The organism is Cyanobacteriota bacterium (assembly GCA_025054735.1).
Classification (GTDB): Bacteria; Cyanobacteriota; Cyanobacteriia; order SKYG9; family SKYG9; genus SKYG9.
On the sequence record JANWZG010000330.1, the window covers coordinates 1 to 4,644 of the forward strand.

Annotated in this window: 5 protein-coding genes; 3 read left to right on the plus strand and 2 right to left on the minus strand. The window is 46.3% G+C overall.

All coding sequences use genetic code 11. From position 1 onward, the window contains the following. Window positions 1-391, minus strand: a 391-nt coding sequence (locus NZ772_14325; protein ID MCS6814726.1) for an NAD(P)H-quinone oxidoreductase subunit D4, incomplete at its 3' end; no start/stop codon positions are given. A gap of 19 nt (window positions 392-410) precedes the next feature. Further along, complete coding sequence (locus tag NZ772_14330; protein ID MCS6814727.1) at window positions 411-2,282, minus strand: NAD(P)H-quinone oxidoreductase subunit F; 1,872 nt, start codon at window positions 2,280-2,282, stop codon at window positions 411-413. A gap of 1,360 nt (window positions 2,283-3,642) precedes the next feature. On the opposite strand from NZ772_14330, the gene NZ772_14335 reads away from it, so the two are divergent. The 3 genes from NZ772_14335 to NZ772_14345 form a co-directional block, all read left to right on the plus strand. After that, window positions 3,643-3,951, plus strand: coding sequence for a carbon dioxide-concentrating mechanism protein CcmK (locus NZ772_14335; protein ID MCS6814728.1), 309 nt, complete (start codon window positions 3,643-3,645; stop codon window positions 3,949-3,951). Window positions 3,952-4,108: 157 nt separating this feature from the next. Next, a complete protein-coding gene (locus NZ772_14340) occupies window positions 4,109-4,453 on the plus strand; it encodes a BMC domain-containing protein (protein ID MCS6814729.1) in 345 nt (114 codons plus the stop codon). Between the two features lie 6 nt (window positions 4,454-4,459). After that, window positions 4,460-4,644, plus strand: a 185-nt coding sequence (locus tag NZ772_14345; protein ID MCS6814730.1) for a EutN/CcmL family microcompartment protein, incomplete at its 3' end; no start/stop codon positions are given.

Sequence of the window (4,644 nt, forward strand, 5' to 3'; positions counted from 1 at the left end):
AAAATAGGAGGAAGTTATTGGCTAGGAATGCTCCAGACACTGCCCCATTGATTAGTAACAGCAAGCTGTAGTACAGCCGAGGCCGCGTCACAGCTTCAGAACTGCTGTAGATGGCGATCGTGGTCAACAGTGTATTCAGTATCACCAAGGAATAGGACAAACCATCTATGCTCAGCCGATAGCTCAGTCCAATAGCATCAAGCCAAGGTAAATATTCCTGCAATTGAACTGCACTATGGTCAAGGAAGCGATTGCCAAGGGACACAGCCCAGGCTAGACTCAGGCCACTGAAGAGTGAGGTCACTAGCCGAAAACGTGAACCCTCAGCGGTAGGCATTATCCCCACTAGGATTGCCCCTAGCAGGGGGAGTGCGATGAGCACGCTTAACATAACTAGCTTAACCTCTCTACTAATGTTGGCTACTGATCAAAGTGGTTAGGAAGTCGGTGACTAGCGGCCAATTCATCAATACACCCAAAACTGTGATACTGAGAAAGATCACGAGGGTGTAGAGTTGTGTTTGCCCAGGAGCGCTATACTTTAGACTTTCAGCGCTAAACACAGTTGTTAACCCTGCTAAGTTGACAACACCATCCACAACGTAGCGATCGAACCAAGCGCTTAATCGCGACAGAGAATCAACCGCAAACACTACACTGACCCTGTAGAGGCGATCGACATAAAAATCGTAGGCCAGCAAGTCTTGAATAAACTTCAATGGTGCTTGAATCGGTCGAGACCAAACACGACTGAGGGCTAGATTGCCACCCAGCCAACAGCCCGCCGCTCCGGAGGCAATCAGGGCAATTGCCGCCGATAGGTTGAGATAGCGCCATGATGGCAAGAGGTTTAGCCGGAACAACACAACGGGCACCAAGATGGTAATGATAGTCAAACTCACCATTGGCACTGCCATCGGCCATAGCACTTCAGGTGCGCGACGAGTCTTGGGCTGGGGATCGCCTAGAAACACCAAGCGGAATACACGAGTTAAGTTTAAGGCTGTAAGCAAGTTCACAGCTAGAATCACCGCAACTAAGAGCGGCTGGTCGTACCAGAAAATATCTAGTCCGCGTTCCATCGCCCAAAAACCACCCAGGGGTAGCAAGCCTACCATACCCAAGCCACCAACTACAAAAGCAGTTGTTGACGCTGGCATCCGTGACCACAGTCCGCCCATTTCTGTCAAGTCTTGGGAGTTGGTTGTGGAAATCACAGCTCCTATGCTCATGAATAACAGGGCCTTAGCGATCGCATGGGCAAACAGAATTAAGAGAGCAAAATTTGTCCATTGCACTCCTACTGCAATAAATACAAATCCTAAGTATGCACTAGTAGAGTGAGCTAGGGCACGCTTGATGTCAATTTGAGCCAAGGCTACTAGTGAAGCACCAATCGCAGTCATGGTTCCCAATACGATGAGGGTATTGAGTGCTACAGGGGCGATCGCGAGAATTGGTTGTAATTGAATTAACACATAAGCTCCACAGGCCACTACTACTGAATTTCGCAAAATTGACGCTGGATTTGGCCCCTCCATAGCCTCATCCAACCACAGGTGGAGAGGGAACTGAGCGCATTTACCCGTTGGCCCCGCAATTAATGCTAAGCCTAGGAGGTTAGCCAGCACCGGGTTAAGATTTGCAGTTTCTACCCAGTCATAGAGATCGTTGAAATTCAGGCTGCCTGCTAGGCTTGCCAAGGCCACTACCCCCATCAACAACAACAGATCCCCAACTCGTTTGGTTAAGAATGCATCCCGTGCAGCAGTGACCACCAATGGTTGCGCGTACCAAAATCCCACTAGGAAATAGGTCGATAGCGTCAGCATCTCTAGCAAGGCATAGCTGAGAAACAGAGAATCGCTAAGAGCCAAGCAGCTCATGGCCCCTTCAAAAAATCCCATCAGCGCAAAAAATCGTGCTGTTGCCCAGTCCTTCTCCAGATAACCTAGCCCAAAAATCTGTGCCAGTAAGCTTAGCCCTGTGACTAGTTCCATTGCCCCGATGCTCACCGGCGAAACATCAAGCACCAGAGACAAGTCTAAGTCGGCAACCTGTAGCCAGTGAACGGTAATTTCTTGAGAAGGATAGTGTAACGTTGCATAGAACACTATCGTTCCATGCACGACAGCCAAGACTGTCATCAAAATATTGAGATACGCTGCTGGCCGAGGCCCTGTACGCCGGATAATACCGCTCGCCCAGGGAAGCGCCATCGCGGCTCCCAGCAAGCCATAGAGTGGAATACACCAGCTAGTTTGCAGAAGAAACTGATTCATTAGGGGTTAATTGAGTAGTAGAAAGGGATGCAATTATACAAGTGCTAGAAATTTTAAGTGCTAGGAATTTCGGATGTTTACAGCCAAACTAGGTCGTCAGAACTTTCGACTCTAGCCTGCCAATCTAGATGATGATTCCAGATTCATTCCCAATAAACCATAGATCTTAGCTTAGTAGGTTGCGCGGCATAGCAGGGTATGTCTGGGGATTAAAACAATATGAGTACGGGGAATGTGTGTAGGAATTTAAGCTTAGCAATTAGGCCACTCCTACTCCCATACCTACGAACTAGCGAAATCTACGTTGACATGGACATTGACTAGTGTTGAGCATCTTTCTATACAGATTATTCCTAGTACACATCAAATTGTTAAGTAAATGAAACATTTATTTAATAAAGGAAACATGATGATAGCTTAAAAAAAATATGTTGAGTTTTTACTCCGGAAAGATATAACTTAATTGAATTTTTTATTCGCAATTTAATTGCTGATTTACAAAAAGCTATGAACAACCAAATCTGAATTTTAGGGCTAGATGCTAGGGCGATCGCAGTCACTCCACTTAATTGCAAAACATCATCATAATGTCTGTTTGTAGGCTTAACTTGTAGACTGAAATCCTTATGGCTTGGGCAGTTATCTTAGGCGACATCAAGCTTGAGAAGAATTCTTGAGTCCCTACCCAGCAATGAATTCAATAATATGGTCTTGTTGCCGATATGGGTAAATACCTAACCTCTCTAGGTGCAACTATTTGTTACTTAAGCTAACTTAGGGGATAAGGATGGTGAAATTAAATATCGACGATCACTAAAATCCCTTATGATGATTTAAGGTTTTGAATAGGTAAGTCATTTACCACAGCAATTTAATTTATGCTTCGGTGCTTAGGTATGGTTCACCTGCTATAACTTGACAGTTTTCAGATGATTATGCTCTACGGTTAGAGTCAATCTTTTCTGAGGAAAGTTGTTGGAGTTATTGCTAACAAATCAGAATCAACCCCAGGGTTGATAGTGAACCTGATTGGTGATGCTAGGTAAACCACCCTAAGCACTAGGAAGTTTGTAATTGAACCTATAACTTTTGCTAATGAATTCTATTTGCGATAATCATTGAGACTTATCTTGTCAAACCATCAACTGAATTCTATGCTGGGGATTGTGATTTTCAAATGATGCTTCAGCACTGGAAATTGGAGGTCGATAGCCCGCAGGGTAGATCCGTGCCTCAGGTTTCTGAGTGGACGACTTCCTATGTCTATAGCTACGTGTCTAAGGCTAGAAGCTGTTATGTCTAGAGCCATTTGACTCGTGATCTAGTTTGTTCTTGTTTGCAATGTTTAGGAGATAACCAAATGCCAATTGCAGTAGGCATGATTGAAACCAAGGGCTTTCCGGCTGTTGTCGAGGCCGCTGATGCTATGGTGAAAGCCGCTAGAGTTACTCTGGTGGGCTATGAGAAGATTGGTAGCGGTCGGGTGACCGTGATCGTGCGGGGTGATGTATCTGAGGTGCAAGCCTCCGTGGCCGCGGGGATTGAATCTATTAAGCGGGTAAACGGTGGTGAGTTGCTCTCTACCCACATTATTGCTCGTCCTCACGAGAACTTGGAATATGTGCTGCCTATGAGTTACACCGAGGCAGTAGAGCGCTTCCGATCGTAGCGACAACGTTTTGAGGTTCTCTGCTTGCAAGGCTGGCAAAATTCAGGCTTAAGCCAAGGTCGTTAGTAAGAAATTGGTAGGGTCTAAGCTAGGCAAGCACCTTGAGTAACTACCAGCAATTACAGATTTTCACGATGTTTAAGGAGTAGTTTAGGTTATGGCGATCGCAGTAGGTATGATTGAAACCCTGGGCTTTCCGGCTGTTGTCGAGGCTGCCGATGCTATGGTGAAAGCTGCTAGGGTCACTTTGGTGGGCTATGAAAAGATTGGTAGTGGTCGAGTAACCGTGATCGTGCGGGGTGATGTGTCTGAAGTGCAAGCATCGGTTGCTGCTGGCACTGAGTCGGTGAAACGGGTGAATGGTGGTCAGGTGCTTTCTACCCACATTATTGCTCGTCCCCACGAGAACTTAGAGTATGTTCTGCCCATTCGATATACCGAAGAGGTAGAGCAGTTCCGTGAAAGCGTCAATGGTCCTCGTCTGCCCATCAGCCGTGGCTAGAGATTAATGCAAATTGCTCAGGTTCGTGGCACGGTTGTCAGCACACAAAAAGAACAAAGCCTAGAAGGGACGAAGTTCTTAGTTGTGCAGTTCGTAGCTCAGGATGGCAGTTTGTTATCTGATTATGAAGTAGCAGCCGATAGTGTCGGTGCGGGGGTGGGTGAATGGGTTCTGGTTAGTCGTGGGAGTGC

Excerpts from the sequence above, each read along its gene's own strand:
- NZ772_14330 (MCS6814727.1), bottom strand. The coding sequence starts at position 2,282 with ATGAATCAGTTTCTTCTGCAAACTAGCTGGTGTATTCCACTCTATGGC.
- NZ772_14335 (MCS6814728.1), top strand. The coding sequence starts at position 3,643 with ATGCCAATTGCAGTAGGCATGATTGAAACCAAGGGCTTTCCGGCTGTT.
- NZ772_14340 (MCS6814729.1), top strand. The coding sequence starts at position 4,109 with ATGGCGATCGCAGTAGGTATGATTGAAACCCTGGGCTTTCCGGCTGTT.